At 71.9% G+C, this 14723-nt stretch carries 13 protein-coding genes; 3 read left to right on the top strand and 10 right to left on the bottom strand.

What is annotated here, in order from left to right:
- The first annotated feature begins 42 nt into the window (after positions 1-42).
- Positions 43-2001 (top strand): glycoside hydrolase family 15 protein, encoded by a 1959-nt coding sequence (locus JYA75_RS15635; RefSeq protein WP_029544363.1) that lies wholly within the window; start codon positions 43-45, stop codon positions 1999-2001.
- Between the two features lie 4 nt (positions 2002-2005).
- On the opposite strand, the gene JYA75_RS15630 is transcribed toward JYA75_RS15635, so the two are convergent.
- Together JYA75_RS15630 and lepA are read right to left on the bottom strand one after the other, a co-directional pair.
- The gene (locus JYA75_RS15630) at positions 2006-2938 is read right to left on the bottom strand and encodes a nitronate monooxygenase (RefSeq protein ID WP_203329194.1); all 933 of its coding nucleotides are present in this window, start codon (positions 2936-2938) and stop codon (positions 2006-2008) included.
- A gap of 6 nt (positions 2939-2944) precedes the next feature.
- Positions 2945-4732, bottom strand: coding sequence for a translation elongation factor 4 (gene lepA / locus JYA75_RS15625; protein ID WP_230304568.1), 1788 nt, complete (start codon positions 4730-4732; stop codon positions 2945-2947).
- Between the two features lie 187 nt (positions 4733-4919).
- Here lepA and JYA75_RS15620 point away from each other — a divergent pair, with 187 nt between their 5' ends.
- Positions 4920-5489, top strand: coding sequence for a type II toxin-antitoxin system PemK/MazF family toxin (locus JYA75_RS15620; protein ID WP_029544366.1), 570 nt, complete (start codon positions 4920-4922; stop codon positions 5487-5489).
- Between the two features lie 12 nt (positions 5490-5501).
- On the opposite strand, the gene JYA75_RS15615 is transcribed toward JYA75_RS15620, so the two are convergent.
- From JYA75_RS15615 to JYA75_RS15600, 4 genes are all read right to left on the bottom strand, one after another.
- Positions 5502-6383: an aquaporin gene (locus JYA75_RS15615; protein WP_029544368.1), complete on the bottom strand. Its 882-nt coding sequence runs from the start codon at positions 6381-6383 to the stop codon at positions 5502-5504.
- A gap of 130 nt (positions 6384-6513) precedes the next feature.
- The gene (locus JYA75_RS15610) at positions 6514-7344 is read right to left on the bottom strand and encodes a transglutaminase family protein (RefSeq protein WP_029544370.1); all 831 of its coding nucleotides are present in this window, start codon (positions 7342-7344) and stop codon (positions 6514-6516) included.
- An 8-nt stretch (positions 7345-7352) separates the two neighbouring features.
- Positions 7353-8324 carry an alpha-E domain-containing protein gene (locus JYA75_RS15605; RefSeq protein ID WP_006933787.1) on the bottom strand — a complete coding sequence of 324 codons (972 nt, stop codon included), beginning with the start codon at positions 8322-8324 and terminating at the stop codon, positions 7353-7355.
- The gene (locus JYA75_RS15600) at positions 8324-9973 is read right to left on the bottom strand and encodes a circularly permuted type 2 ATP-grasp protein (protein ID WP_006933779.1); all 1650 of its coding nucleotides are present in this window, start codon (positions 9971-9973) and stop codon (positions 8324-8326) included. Before JYA75_RS15600 ends, JYA75_RS15605 begins: the two co-directional genes overlap by 1 nt.
- Before the next feature lie 190 nt (positions 9974-10163).
- On the opposite strand from JYA75_RS15600, the gene rpsT reads away from it, so the two are divergent.
- On the top strand, positions 10164-10424 hold the full coding sequence (rpsT, locus tag JYA75_RS15595) for a 30S ribosomal protein S20 (protein ID WP_003937021.1): 261 nt from the start codon (positions 10164-10166) through the stop codon (positions 10422-10424).
- Positions 10425-10486: 62 nt separating this feature from the next.
- Here rpsT and holA read toward each other — a convergent pair whose 3' ends face one another.
- From holA to JYA75_RS15575, 4 genes are all read right to left on the bottom strand, one after another.
- On the bottom strand, positions 10487-11455 hold the full coding sequence (holA, locus tag JYA75_RS15590; protein ID WP_006933777.1) for a DNA polymerase III subunit delta: 969 nt from the start codon (positions 11453-11455) through the stop codon (positions 10487-10489).
- The gene (locus tag JYA75_RS15585) at positions 11452-12990 is read right to left on the bottom strand and encodes a ComEC/Rec2 family competence protein (protein ID WP_203329193.1); all 1539 of its coding nucleotides are present in this window, start codon (positions 12988-12990) and stop codon (positions 11452-11454) included. The genes holA and JYA75_RS15585 overlap by 4 nt, the downstream gene beginning before the upstream one ends.
- Positions 12987-13808, bottom strand: coding sequence for a ComEA family DNA-binding protein (locus JYA75_RS15580; protein WP_029544380.1), 822 nt, complete (start codon positions 13806-13808; stop codon positions 12987-12989). Before JYA75_RS15580 ends, JYA75_RS15585 begins: the two co-directional genes overlap by 4 nt.
- Before the next feature lie 92 nt (positions 13809-13900).
- Positions 13901-14719 (bottom strand): DegV family protein, encoded by an 819-nt coding sequence (locus tag JYA75_RS15575; RefSeq protein ID WP_029544382.1) that lies wholly within the window; start codon positions 14717-14719, stop codon positions 13901-13903.
- Between the last annotated feature and the right edge of the window lie 4 nt (positions 14720-14723).

Below are 14723 nucleotides of genomic sequence, written 5' to 3'. Positions count from 1 at the left end.
TTTCGGTGGACGCCGACGGCCGGGTGCCGGGATCATGAGGTGATGGCACAGACGTTTCCGGGGTCCGGGATCTCCTCCGCGCATTCCCACCCGCCACACCGCAGCCCGTACCCGCCGATCGACGACTACGCGTTCCTGTCGGACTGCGAAACGACATGCCTCATCGCGCGCAACGGGGCGGTGGAATGGATGTGCCTGCCCCGGCCCGACTCGCCCAGCGTGTTCGGGGCGATTCTCGACCGCAGCGCCGGGTACTTCCGCGTCGGACCGCACGACCGCACCGTGCCCGCTGCACGCCGGTATCTGCCCGGCGGACTGATCCTCGAGACCACGTGGCAGACCGAGACGGGATGGATGGTGGTGCGGGACGCGCTGGTGATGGGGCCCTGGCACGCCGTCCAGGAACGATCGCGCACCCACACCCGGACGCCGACGGACTGGGACGCCGAGCACATTCTGCTGCGCACCGTCCGCTGCGTGAGCGGGACGGTGGAACTCGACGTCAGTTGCGCGCCGGCGTTCGACTACCACCGCGCCCCGGTGCGCTGGGAGTACACGGGCAAGGTGTACGAGGAGGCCACCGCGTTCTGCACCGGCGGCGAACCCGGCGAGCATCCCGAACTACGGCTCACCACCGACCTCCGGCTCGGGCTCGAGGGCGGCGAGGCCCGGGCACGCACCCGGATGGTCAAGGGCGACAAGGCGTTCGTCGCGCTGTCGTGGTCGGATGTGCAGTGTCCCGCCACGTTCGAGGAAGCCGCCGCGAAAATGGCGGAGACGGCCGACTTCTGGCGCGAGTGGATCACCACGGGCCGTTTCCCCGATCACCCCTGGCGGAGTTACCTGCAGGCCAGCGCCCTGACCCTCAAGGGCCTGACCTACGCACCGACCGGCGCCCTGCTCGCGGCGGCCACCACGTCTCTCCCGGAAACGCCTGGCGGAGAACGTAACTGGGACTACCGCTACGCATGGGTGCGGGATTCCACGTTCGCACTGTGGGGCCTGTACACCCTCGGCCTCGACCGGGAGGCCGACGCGTTCTTCGCGTTCATCTCCGACGCCTCCCGCAGCGAGGACGGCCGGTTGCAGCCGCTGCAGGTGATGTACGGCGTGGGTGGGGAGCGCGTGCTCACCGAATCGCAGCTCGACCACCTGTGCGGCTACGACGGGGCCCGTCCGGTGCGGATCGGCAACGATGCGTATCACCAAACGCAGCACGACATCTGGGGCGCCATGCTCGACTCGGTGTACCTGCACGCGAGGACCCGCCGGCACATGCCCCAGACCTTCTGGCCGGCCGTGCAGCGGCTCGTCGGCCAGGCCGAGGACCACTGGCGCCTGCCCGATCGCGGCATCTGGGAGGTCCGGGGAGAGCCGCAGCATTTCACCTCGTCCAAGGTGATGTGCTGGGTCGCCCTCGACCGCGGCGCGCGACTGGCGCGCATGCAGGGCCGCCCGGACCACGCCGCGCGGTGGGACGCCGTCGCCGACGAGATCAAGGCGGACATTCTCGCCCACGGCGTCGACGAGCGCGGGGTGTTCACCCAGCGCTACGGTCATCCCTCCCTGGACGCGTCCGCGCTGCTGGTCGTGCTGCTGCGGTTCCTGCCGGCCGACGACCCGCGGGTGCGGGCGACGGTCCTGGCGATCGAGGACGAACTGACCGAGGACGGCCTGGTCCTGCGATACCGGGTGGACTCCACCGACGACGGATTGACCGGCGAGGAGGGCAGCTTCACGATCTGCTCGTTCTGGCTGGTCTCCGCCCTGGTGGAGATCGGCGAGGTGGAACGGGCCCGCACCCTGTGCGAACGACTCCTCGGCTACGCCAGCCCGCTCAAGCTCTACGCCGAGGAGATCGACCCGCGCTCGGGCCGGCACCTGGGCAACTTCCCCCAGGCCTTCACCCACCTGGCGCAGATCAACGCGGTCGTGCACGTGATCCGGGCGGAGGAACAGATCGCGGCCGGGGAGTTCCTGCCCGCGCGTCCGGCGCCCTGACCCGCTACCCGAAGCGGCGCAGCAGTTCCTCCGCGCGGGTCGCGATGTCGCGGACGATCTCGCCGGCGGGCCGCTGTTCCCGCACGAGTCCGGCCGCCTCACCCGCGTAGACCACGCCGAGCCGGGGGTCGTTGCCGTCGTACGCGGCGGCGAGGGTCTCCTCGTCGGCGCCGCGCCCGTGCCACTCGGCGGTGTAGTCGTTCGTCAGGGCCCGGCCGCCCCACCGCGCCGGCCACGGCTGGTGCCGGGCCCGGTCGAAGACGTCGGTGTAGACGGTGTCGGTGCTGCTCGCCGCGACGAGCCTGTCCCGGGCATACTCCGGGCCGACCGTCTCGGGGCTCGCCAGCAACGCGGTGCCGACGAGCGCGCCCTCGGCGCCGGCCGCGAGCACCGCGGCCAGTCCCCGTCCGGACGCGATGCCGCCGGCGGCGAGCACCGGCAGCGACGTCGATTCGAGCACCTCCTGCAGGAGCGGCAGCGTCCCGATGCGGCCGGTGTGCCCGCCGGCCTCGTGTCCCTGCGCGACGACCGCGTCGACCCCGGCGGCCTCGACGATCCGCAGGTCCTCGATCGTGTTGATCTGGGAGATCGCCAGGGCGCCCGCCGCGTGCACGCGCGGCACATAGGGCGCCGGATCGCCGAAGGACAGCGACACCACCCGGGGCCGTTCGGCCAGCACCGCGTCGAGAAGACTGTCGTCGGCGGCCAGCGACCACGTCATCAGGCCGAAACCGAGCAGCCCGCCGCCGAGTTCGCGGGCCACCGCCGACTCGGCCGACAGCCATTGCGGGGTGTTGTAACGCGCGGCTCCGATCAGACCGAGGCCCCCCGCGCGGGTCACCTCGCCGGCCAGCCGGCCGCCGGCGCGGCCTCCCATCGGGGCGCCGAGCAGCGGGACGGTGACGCCCAGGGTGCGCGTGAGCCAGGTCTCGAGCACGGTGGGCTACTTCCCCTTCGGCTTGTCGGCAGACGCCTCGGACGAGAGCGCGGCCACGAACGCCTCCTGCGGAACGTCCACCCGGCCGATCGTCTTCATCCGCTTCTTGCCCTCCTTCTGCTTCTCGAGCAGCTTGCGTTTGCGGCTGATGTCGCCGCCGTAGCACTTGGCGAGCACGTCCTTGCGGATCGCGCGGATGTTCTCCCGGGCGATGATCTTCGACCCGATCGCCGCCTGCACCGGGACCTCGAACTGTTGCCGCGGGATGAGCTCCTTGAGTTTGGTGGTCATCTTGTTGCCGTACGCGGCCGCCGCGTCCTTGTGGACGATCGCACTGAACGCGTCGACGGCCTCGCCCTGCAACAGGATGTCCACCTTCACCAGCGCGGCTTCCTGCTCGCCGGCCTCCTCGTAGTCGAGGCTGGCGTAGCCGCGGGTGCGGGACTTCAGCGAGTCGAAGAAGTCGAAGATGATCTCGGCCATCGGCAGGGTGTAGCGCAGCTCGACGCGGGTCTCGGACAGGTAGTCCATGCCGCCGAGCTCGCCGCGCCGCGACTGGCACAGTTCCATGATCGAACCGATGAACTCGCTCGGGGAGATGATCGTGCACTTGACGATCGGCTCGTAGATTTCGCGGGCCTTGCCCTCGGGCCAGTCCGACGGGTTGGTGACGATGTGCTCCTGCCCGCCCTCGAGCACCACGCGGTAGACCACGTTGGGGGCGGTGGAGATCAGGTCGAGGCCGAACTCGCGCTCGAGCCGCTCCCGGGTGATCTCCATGTGCAGCAGGCCGAGGAAGCCGCACCGGAATCCGAAGCCCAGAGCCACCGACGTCTCGGGTTCGTAGGTGAGCGCGGCGTCGTTGAGCTGCAACTTGTCGAGGGCGTCGCGCAGGACGGGGTAGTCCGACCCGTCCACCGGGTACAGGCCGGAGTAGACCATCGGGCGGGGCTCGCGGTAGCCGGTGAGCGGCTCGGCGGCGCCGCCGCGGGCAGAGGTGACGGTGTCGCCGACCTTCGACTGGCGCACGTCCTTCACGCCGGTGATGAGATAGCCGACCTCGCCGACGCCGAGACCGGCGGTGGCCTTCGGCTCGGGCGAGACGATGCCCACCTCGAGCAGCTCGTGGGTGGCGCCGGTGGACATCATCTTGATCTTCTCGCGGGGCACGATCTTGCCGTCGACCACACGCACGTACGTGACGACGCCGCGGTAGGTGTCGTACACCGAGTCGAAGATCATCGCGCGGGCCGGCGCGTCGGGGTCGCCGACCGGCGGCGGCACCTGCCGGATCACCTCGTCGAGCAGTTCCGGCACGCCCACGCCGGTCTTGCCCGACACGCGCAGCACGTCCTCGGGCTCGCAGCCGACGATGTGGGCGAGCTCGGCGGCGTAGCGGTCCGGGTCGGCCGCGGGCAGATCGATCTTGTTCAGGACCGGGATGACCGTCAGATCCTTGTCGAGAGCGAGGTAGAGGTTCGCGAGGGTCTGCGCCTCGATGCCCTGGGCGGCGTCGACGAGGAGCACCGCGCCCTCGCATGCCTCGAGCGCACGGGAGACCTCGTACGTGAAGTCCACGTGCCCGGGCGTGTCGATGAGGTGCATCACGTAGTCCTCGCCGTCGACCTGCCACGGAAGCCGCACGTTCTGGGCCTTGATGGTGATCCCGCGCTCGCGCTCGATGTCCATCCGGTCGAGGTACTGGGCCCGCATCTGGCGCTCCTCGACCACACCGGTGAGCTGCAGCATGCGGTCCGCGAGCGTCGACTTGCCGTGGTCGATGTGCGCGATGATGCAGAAGTTCCGGATCTTCGCGGGGTCCGTGAACGTGGTGTCGGCGAAGGTGCTGATGTCGGGCTCCTGACTCGGACGGGCAGCGGCCCTGGCGGGACGCGGTCACCCTTGCAGAATATCCAAGTCGCGGCGGGTCCGGTCCCGCGGCCGCACCTGCGCGGCCCCGCACGCCGCTAAGCTCGCCGACGTGGCTGGCACATGGAAGAAACTGGGCAGGCAACTGGGACGGCTCGCGGTCGAGCAGGGACCGCGATTGCTCGAGCAGGTGCAGCGCTCCGGCGCCCTCGACCGGGCCCGGACCGCGCTCGGCTCCGGTGCCGCCGACACCGCCCGGCCGGTCCCGAAGCCCGGCCGCCCGGTGACCTCCCACACCGCTCCCACCGCGCAGCGCGCCCGGCGGATCGCCTACGCCCCCGACCTCGACGGCCGCGCGGACCCCGGCGAGATCGTGTGGACGTGGGTGGCCTACGAGGAGGACGCGACCCAGGGCAAGGACCGGCCCGTGCTCGTCGTCGGACGCAACGGTGGCACCCTGCTCGGCCTGATGCTGTCGTCGAACAACGACCGGGACGGTCACCGCGACTGGCTGGCCCTGGGCAACGGCAGCTGGGACGCGGGCAACCGGCCCAGCTGGGTCCGTCTGGACCGCGTGCTGGACGTGCCCGAGGAAGGCATCCGGCGCGAAGGCGCGGTGCTCGACCGGGCCCGGTTCGAGCAGGTCGCCGCGCGCCTTCGCGCCGAGTACGGCTGGCAGTAGCCGGCCCTCGCCTTACCGCCGGCGGGCGCCCGCCACCCGCGCCGTGGACGGCCGCAATCCGGCGAACCGCCCGAACAGCGACCGGTAGACCAGCGCCCCGAGGGCGCCGCCGATCAGCGGGAACAGGATGAACAGCCAGAGCTGTCCGAGCGCGCCGTCCTGGTACGGCGCGACCGCGATGCTCCGCGCCGGATTGACCGAGGTGTTGTCGATCGGGATCGAGACCAGGTGGATCACCGCCAGGGTGAATCCGATCGACACCCCGGCCAGCAGGACGTCCGAGGCCTGGTCCGTCGCGGCGAGCACCACGAACACCAGCAGCGCGGTCAGCAGCACCTCGACGACCATGGTCGCCCCGATCCCGTAACCCTCGACGAGCACACCGCCGAGCGGGCCCTCCACCGCCGACGGGCTGTGCGGGCCCCAGCCGTTGGCGCCGAGCCCCTGCGCGGCCCGGTCGTAGGTGGGCAGCGACTGCGCCACCGAGTAGATCGTCACGCCCGCGACGAGGCCGCCGAGGACCTGGGCCACGACGTAGAACACCGCCCGCTTGAGGGTGACCTGGCCGATCGCGAGCTGGCCGACCGTCACCGCCGGGTTCACATGGCATCCGGAGATCGGCCCGATGGCGTAGACGAGGAACAGCAGGGTCAGCCCGAACGCCAGCGCGACGCCGAGATTGCCGACCTTGTCCCCGGCGAACACCGCCGTGCCGACCGCGGAGAAGACCAGCACGAACGTGCCGATCGCCTCCGCGGCGTACTTCTTGGCGTCCGAGAATTCGTCCTTCTCCACGGCCTCGAGCGCGGTCTCGTGCTCGGTCTCGTGCTCGGCGGCCCCGGGTGCCCGGTCCGCCGCCCGGCCCTCGTGGCCCGTCTCGCGTTCGTTCGTCATGCGCCCACCTCGCGTCGTGCGGTCCCGCGGGACCGGATCCGATGTGTCGAACTTCGGCACTGGCGAGCACCACGGGTCGAAGACGGGCTCACAGGCCGCACAGCACTACCGCAACAAGACACAGCGGACACTACGCAAGCCGGGTGACCTCCACAACAACGTCGAGTGCCGTCGAACCGCCGCCGGAGTAGATGCCCTTCAGCGGCGGCACGTCCGCGTAGTCCCGGCCGGTACCGACGGACACGTGCTGTTCACCGACGACCGTGGCGTTGGTCGGGTCGTAACCCCACCACGAACCGGTCCAGGCCTCGACCCACGCGTGCGACTCCCCCGCGACGGTCGCCCCGACGGGGGCAGCGGCCGTCGGATGCAGGTAACCCGACACGTACCGGCTGGGAATTCCCATGCCGCGCAGCAGGAGCAGCGTCAGGTGCGCATAGTCCTGGCAGACCCCCTCGCGTTCCTCGAAGGCCTGCACGGCCGAGGTGTGCACCCCCGTCGTGCCGGGGACGTAGGACATCTCGTCGTGCACCCACTGCGCCGCGGCCAGCACCGCGGCCACCGGATCGGCACCCTTGGCGATCTGCCGGGCGACCCTGGCGAGACCGCGATCGGCCGGCACGTACCGCGACGGCAGCAGCACCTCGTCGTAGCGGTCCCGGTTCTCCTCGCTGCGCAGTTCGTCCCATCCGATCGCCTCGTCGGGCACCGCGGTCTCCTCGGTCTCCACCACCGACAGTCCGGTGACCTCCAGCGAGGTGTGCGGCGCGTGCAGGTCGAACGCGGTCACCGCCGTGCCCCAGTAGTCGACGTACCGGTACGACCGTGTCGCCGGGGTGGTCTCGACCCGGTTGAGCACGACGGTCTGCCGGCTGTCCGCGCGGGGCGTGAGCCGTACCTCGTTGTACGACGAGGTGACCGGCGCGTCGTACGCGTACCCCGTCTTGTGGACCACTCGCATCCGCCAGGTCACAACTCACCCTCCACGATCGTCTCCCCCTGTGCCGCGCCGGCATCGGTCCAGGCCACCCACGGCGCTGCGTGGAAGTACTGCAGCGCGATCGCCTCGCCGACCTGCCGGCACATCTCCTGCAGCGACTGCAGGCGCGTCTGCAGATCCTCGAGCAGCCGTCCGGGGGCGAGGAACTCGAGTTCGCTGCGGGCACGGCCGAGCAGACGTTGCGCCTCGTCCCGGGCACCGATCCGGCTGTGCGGATGCCGGTCGAGCGCACCGAGGCACCGCTCGGCCTCGCTGATGGCGAAGAACACCGACCGCGGGAACAGCCGGTCCAGCAGCATGAATTCGAGCACCAGGCTCGCGTCGAGGGCACCGCGGTAAGTGCGCAGGTAGGTGTCGTGACCACCGACCGACCGCAGGACCGTCGCCCACGTCGGCGAGCCCGGGCGGTCGCCCGCCCGGGAGAGCAGCAGCCGTACCACCATGTCGACGCGTTCGATGGACCGGCCCAGCAGCAGGAAGCGATAGCCGTCGTCGCGGCTGAGCGTCGAGTCCGCCAGGCCCGCGAACATCGCCGCACGCTCCTCGACGTACCGGAAGAACTCGTGCGGTCCGAGCCGCTGGGCGGCCCGCTTGCGCTCGGCGAGACCGTTGTAGGTGGCGTTCAGGCACTCCCACATCTCGCTGGAGGTGACCTCGCGGGCGCCGCGGGCGTTCTCGCGCGCGTGCGCGACGGAATCGACGATCGACCCCTGCCCCTGCCGGTCGAACGCGATCAGGTCGACCACGGTGGACACGTCCAGCACGCCCGGCGGCTCGGCGAATCCGAGTACCCGCAGCAGCTGCCGGCAGGTGCGGTCGGGGTCGACCGTGGAGTCCTCGAGCAGCTGGTGCACCGCGACGTCCATGATGCGGGCGGTGTCGTCGGCGCGTTCGACGTAGCGGCCGATCCAGAACAGGGACTCGGCATTGCGGGCCAGCATCAGCGCCCACCCCCGAGCCCGCTCTGCTGCTGCTGTTGTTGCTGTTGCTGTTGCGGGCCGCCGATGTCGGGTCCGTGCTCGACCTGCGCGCCGTGCGCCGGCCGGTCGACCACCTGGGCGCCGCCGAGTTCTCGTTCCTCCCCGGAACTGCGCGCGGCGAGCACCCACGTGTCCTTGCTGCCGCCGCCCTGGCTCGAGTTCACCACGAGCGACCCTTCGGGCAGCGCGACGCGCGTGAGACCGCCGGGCAGCACCCACACCTCCTCCCCGTCGTTGACGGCGAAGGGCCGCAGGTCCACGTGACGCGGCGCGAGCCGGTCCCCCACCCGGGTGGGAACGGTGGACAACTGCACGACGGGCTGGGCGATCCAGCTGCGCGGGTCGTTGCGGATCTTGCGGGTCATGGTCTTCAGCTCGGCGGGCGAGGCGTCGGGACCGAACACGATGCCGTACCCGCCGGAGCCTTCCACCGGCTTGATCACGAGTTCGTCGAGACGGTCGAGCACCTCCTCGCATTCCTCGTCCAGCCAGCAGCGCAGCGTGTCGACGTTGGGCAACAGCGGCTTCTCGCCGAGGTAGTAGTCGATGATCTCGGGGACGTAGGTGTAGACGAGCTTGTCGTCGCCGACACCGTTGCCGACGGCGCTCGAGATCACGACGTTGCCGGCGCGGGCGGCGTTGAGGATGCCGGCGACGCCGAGCACGGAGTCGGGACGGAACTGCATCGGATCGAGGAAGGCGTCGTCGATCCGGCGGTAGATCACGTCGACCTGCCGTTCGCCTTCGGTGGTGCGCATGTAGACCGCGTTGTCACGACAGAACAGGTCCCGGCCCTCGACGAGTTCGACACCCATCTGCCGGGCCAGCAGGGAGTGCTCGAAATACGCGGAGTTGGCCACGCCGGGGGTCAGCACCACCACGGTCGGGTCGGCAGCGTTGAGCGCGGCGGCCGCCCGCAGCGCCCGCAGCAGGTGCGAGGCGTAGTCGCCGACGGGACGCACCCGGTGCTCGCGGAACAGGTCCGGGGCGATCCGGGCCATCACCCGCCGGTTCTCCATGACGTACGACACCCCGGACGGCGAGCGCAGATTGTCCTCGAGGACCCGGAACGTGCCGTTCTCGTCGCGGATCAGGTCGATGCCCGCGACGTGGATCCGGACGCCGTTGGGCGGGACGATGCCGACGGCCTCGCGGTGGAAGTGCTCGCACGAGGTCACCAGCCGCTTGGGGATGACGCGGTCGCGGAGGATGTGCTGCTCGCGGTAGACGTCGTCGAGGAACATCTCGAGCGCCTTCACCCGCTGGGTGATGCCCCGTTCGAGGCGGGCCCACTCCGCCGCCGCGATGACCCGGGGCATCAGGTCGAGCGGGAAGGGCCGCTCCTGTCCGGACAGGGAGAAGGTGACGCCCTGGTCGGTGAAGGCGCGGCCGAGGGCCTCGGTGCGCGCCGCGAGCTCGTCGGCGCCGGTGGAGACGAACCGTTGGTGCAGCCGCCGGTAGGGGGCTCGCACCCCACCGGCCTCGTCGAACATCTCGTCGAACGCGAGCGTGTAGCCGGGCACGTCGCGATAGCCGTCGAACACCCCGTCGGAACGCCTGCGCGAGCGGGAGCGGTCGGGGGGTCGGGCGACGGTTGTTCGGCTGCTCATGCCCGAAATCCTGCTACAGGATGCCGGGCTGTGCAGTGCCGGAAACCCGCTTGTCACCTGCCCGTCACCACCGGCGGTTCCGGCGCCCGGTTTGGGGTTTGCGACAGGCCGCTGGTATCGTGGTCCGTCGGTGCCGTAGTGCGCCCAGAGCTTTCCGACCAACTACCAGCAAGACGACAGGATTTTACGCGTGGCCAACATCAAGTCCCAGGTGAAGCGGATCCGCACCAACGAGCGCAACCGACTCCGCAACCAGTCGGTCAAGTCCTCGCTGCGCACGGCGATCCGTTCCTTCCGCGAGGCCGCGGCCGCCGGTGACAAGGACAAGGCCACCGAGCTCCTCGTCTCCACCAGCCGCAAGCTCGACAAGGCTGCCAGCAAGGGCGTGATCCACGCCAACCAGGCCGCCAACAAGAAGTCCGCCCTGGCCAAGGTCGCCAACGGACTCTGAGGTAGAACGCAAGCTCTGCTCCGGAAGCCGCCCCGTCCCTCGGACCGGGCGGCTTCCGTCGTCTAGTGGGTCCGGCCGGCCAGCCCCGCGACGCGGCGCACGGCGCGCTCCACCGCGTAGTCGGCGTCCGCGGCCGCGCCCTTGACGTCGGCATTGAGGTCGGCCACGACCTGCAGCGCCGCCCCGATCGATCCCGGGTCCCACGCGCGTGCCTGGGCCTGAGCCTTCTTCACCTTCCACGGAGGCATCCCGAGCTCGGATGCCATCTTGAACGGGTCCCCGCGCCCGGCCGAGCCGACCCGCGCGATCGTGTGGACAGCATCCGCGAGGGCGTCGGCGAGCAGGACGTGCGCGACGCCCCGATGCGTCGCCCACCGCAACGATTCCAGCGCCCCCGGCTCGTCGCCCGCCACGGCCTTCTCGGCCACCTCGAACCCGGTGACCTCGGCCTTGCCGGAGTAGTAGCGCTGCACGGCTGCGGCGTCGATCTTGCCGCCCGTGTCGGCGACCAGCTGGCTGCACGCCGCTGCCAGCTCCCGCAGGTCGGAGCCCACGGCGTCGATGACCGCCTGTACGACCTCCGGCGCGACCCGCACACCCGCCGCGCGAAACTCCGCACGCACGAAGTCCACCCGCTCGGCCGCCTTGGTGATCCTGGCGCACTCGTGGGTCTCGGCGCCGCACTTCTGCAGGGCGCCCACCATGGCCTTCGCGCGGCCGCCGCCACTGTGCAGGACGACCAGGGAGACCCCCTCGGGCGGTTCGGTCGCCGCATCGAGGATCAGCGCGACGGCGTCCTTGCCGGCCTCCGCGGCGGATTCGAGGACGACCACCCGGTCCTCGGCGAACAGCGACGGGCTCAGCAGCTCGGCGAGTTCGGCCGCGCCGGCGTCCCCGGCGCGCAGCCGCGAGACGGGCAGCTCGGACCCCGCACCCGTCCGCGCCCGGACGTCACCGACGATCCGCGCGACGGCGCGTTCGACGAGGAGGTCTTCGTCACCGAGCACGAGATGCAGCTGCGGGTTGCTCACGGATCGATCGTGCCACGACGGCCGGACATCACCGCCGGTGCCCCGGGCCGGCGTCCACGCCACAGTCGCGGCAGGCACCGGGCGGCGACGAGCCCGCCCCCGACGGCGACTGCTCCGCCCACGCCTCCGGGCACGGGCACCTCGGCCAGGGGCAGGTCGGCCGCGCGGTCCGCCACCTCGAGGATCCACCACAGCATGGGTGCGGTGCCGCGGGCGAGCAGCTCCGCCGCCGTCGGCGACGCCGTGGAGACCACCGCGACGGTGGTACCGAGCACGGTCAACGGCGGAAGTACCGGCGCGACGAGGATGTTGGCCGCGACCGCCACGACGCTGACGGTGCCGGACAGTGCGGCGACGATCGGGGCGGTCACGACGAACGCGGCCGCCGAGACGGCGCACACCTCCGCCGCCGAGCGGGGCCAGCCGCGGGCCCGCAGCCGGGTCACCCAGGCCGGCGCCACCAGCACCAGCCCGGCGGTGGCCGCGACCGACAGGGCGAACCCGACGTCCGTCGCGAGTTCCGGTGCGGCGACGAGCAGGGCGCCGACCGCGCCCGCGAGGGCCGGCAGGCCGTGCCGGCGCCGGCCCGTCACCAGAGCGAGCAACCCGATCGCTCCCATCGCGGCGGCGCGCAGCACACTCGGCGACGGGCGCACGACGACGACGAACGCCACCAGCGCGACCGCCGCGAGCGCCGTGCCGGTGCGGGGGCCGAGGCCGAGGCCCCGCACGGCGAGGAGCACCGCGCCGAGGACGATGCTGACGTTGGCCCCGGACACCGCGGTCAGGTGGGTCAGTCCCGCCACCCGGAAGCTCTCCCGGACGTCGTCGGACAGCCGTGAGGTGTCGCCGACGACGAGGCCCGGCAGGAGCCCGGCCGCAGCGGGCGGGAGCACCGCTCCGGACGCCGAGGCGAGCCGCTCGCGGATCCGTCCCGCCCACTGCTGCACCCGCGAGGGGGCCTGCACCGATCGGGGCGGGCCGTCGACACGGACCACGGCCACCGTCAGATCCGCGCCGTCCGGTTCGGCGAGCCGTCCGCGCAGGGTGATCCGCTGGCCCGGCAGCAGCTCCGCCCAATCGTCGACAGGGGCGAACACCACGACGGCGCCGCCGCCCGAGTACCGGTCGGGTCCCAGCTCGGCGCGGTGCAACGTTGCCGGCACCAGCACCTGGTCCCCGCCGAACGCACTGTCTCCCAGTCTTTTCGGGTCCTCCGTCGGTTCGACCACCAGGGTGGCCCAGCCGGCGCGTGCGGCCGCGGCGGCGAGCGGATGCGTCTCGGCCGCCCACACCCGCAGTGCGACCGCCGCCGAGAATCCGGCAGCGACGACGAGAGCGGCGAGCAGCGGCCGGGCCGCGGCACGAAGCCGTCGTCGCCGTGCCACGACGACCGTGGCCACCGCGCACACGGCGGCCGTCGCCGCGATCCCGAACGAGACCCGCCAGCCGGCGTGCAACCCGAGCGCGGTTGCGGCCCACGCCGCGACCGCGCCCGGCACCAGTCGCGCGTCGTCGCGGTCGGGCGCGGTCACACCACGACCAGCGTCCGCAGGCGTGCCAGCCGAGCGGGACCGATCCCGTCGACCTCGGCGAGCTGTTCGATGTCGGTGAACGGCCCGTTGTCCCGGCGCCACGCGACGATCGCGGCCGCGGTGACGGGACCGACGCCGGGCAGCGCATCGAGCGTCGCCTCGTCGGCGGTGTTGAGGTTCACCGGCCCCGCCCCGGGGGCGGCGCCGGGCTCCCCGACCCCACCCTCGCCGCCGGAGCCGGACACCCCGCTCGCCGGCGGAACCGGCGGCGACGCACCCACCACGACCTGGTCTCCGTCCGCGAGCCGCTGCGCCAGATTCAGGGTGGCCAGGTCCGCACCGTCGAGGGTGCCGCCCGCGGCGGCGAGGGCGTCGGCGACCCGCGCGCCGGGCGCGACCCGCACCAGGCCGGGCTTGCCCACCAGGCCCACCACGCTGACCACCACCTCGTCCGGCGCCGTGTCCTGCCGGGACGCAACGGGGTCGGCCGCCGGTGCCGCAACCTCCACCGCCGGCAGCGGCGGTACCGGCTCCGCGACGGGACGATCGCCCCAGACCACGACGAGTGTGGCCAGCACCGCCACGACACCGACCGCGGCGAGGGCCCCGGCCCCACCCCGGCCGGTCTGCCAGCGCGCCGCGCGCAACCGCTCGAGCGGACCCGGCGGCTCGACGGTGCCGGCCGGGTCGTACCACGGGTGCGGGTCGTCGTCCGCCTGGTGCGGGATCGTCGGCGCCGCCGATGCCCGATCGCCGGCGGACCGGGCGATCGCGTCGAGCCGGCTGCGCACGAGATCGTGCTCGTCGCTGCTGCCCATGGCGCGACGCTAACCGGATCCGGCCGCCGTCCACGCGGCCGCCGAAGCGATCCGGCGAATCTGTGGATGAATCGTGTGCCTGTGGACAACCCCTACGCGCGGGAGACGACCACCCCGACGGCGCCGGGACCGACGTGTGCGCCGAGAACCGCGTCGAGTTCGGACACCGACAGCGCGGTGCCGGCGGGCAGCCGCTCGGCGAGCTGCGCGACGAGCTGTTCGGCGCGTTCGGGGGCCTCGCGGTGGTGGACGGCCACCGCGGTCACCGGGTCCGCGGTGTCGACGACGCCGTCGACCAGCTTCGCCATCGCCTTGGTCATGGTGCGGGTCTTCTCCCGCAGCACCAGCCGGCCGTCGACGAGGTGGAGCACCGGCTTCATCGCCAGAGCGGTGCCCAGCAGGGCCGTGGCGGTGCCGATGCGGCCGCCACGGCGCAGATGGTCGAGCCGGTCGACCACCAGCAGGGTCCGGCTGCGGGCGGCGACCTCCACAGCCCGTTCGTAGACGGCCCGCACGCTCGCACCGGACCGGGCCAGCTCCGCCCCCGCCAGGGCAGCGAATCCCAAACCCATTGCGGTGGTTCGACTGTCGACCAGCTGTACCCGGTCACCGAGGGCGTCGGCGGCGTAGCGGGCGGCCGACCAGGTACCCGACAGCTCACGGGACAGGTGCACGGCGACCACGCCGTCGCCACCGCTGTCCGACAGCGCCTCGGCGTACGCCTCCGTCAGTTCGGCCGGGGAGGGACCGGAGGTGGTGACGCCGGACAGGTCGGCGGGCAGATCGTCCACGCCCTCGCGCAATTCGACACCGTCGACGATCACGTGCAGCGGCACGACACGGATGTCGTACCGCTCCACCATTTCCGGGTCGAGACAGCACGACGAGTCGGTCACCACTACTACAGACACGCCG

The organism is Rhodococcus sp. PSBB066 (genome assembly GCF_017068255.1).
GTDB classification, from domain to species: domain Bacteria; phylum Actinomycetota; class Actinomycetes; order Mycobacteriales; family Mycobacteriaceae; genus Rhodococcus; species Rhodococcus aetherivorans.
The sequence above is the reverse complement of the archived record's forward strand: the minus strand, read 5'-3'. Positions and strand labels throughout refer to the sequence as shown.